The following is a 248-nucleotide window of genomic DNA, read 5'->3' on the forward strand; positions in this document are numbered from 1 at the left end:
GTATCAGCGCAAATTTCAGCACTCCTTTGGACAAATCCTGCGTCGGCAGGAGTGCGCGCGTCGTGATGTAGCCGCGACTCAGGAGGACACCTTGCAAGCCCTTGGCCAGCACATCAAGGCCCTCTTTGCCAACGCATTGTCCGCTATAGTGCTGGAGCCATTCGGGCAGAAACGAGAACGGGTCCATCGGCAGCGCCGACGCGCCCTTGACGCGCGTCGCGGCTGGCAGCGAATCCGGCACGCCGACC

Annotated in this window: 1 protein-coding gene; it reads right to left on the reverse strand. The window is 62.5% G+C overall.

Translation table 11 applies throughout. The features are described 5' to 3' along the window. On the reverse strand, positions 1 to 248 hold a 248-nt coding region (locus SB847_RS21895; protein WP_410578829.1), incomplete at both ends, for a POTRA domain-containing protein.

Source organism: Bacillus sp. SIMBA_026 (genome assembly GCF_046535335.1).
Classification (GTDB): Bacteria; Bacillota; Bacilli; order Bacillales; family Bacillaceae; genus Bacillus; species Bacillus velezensis.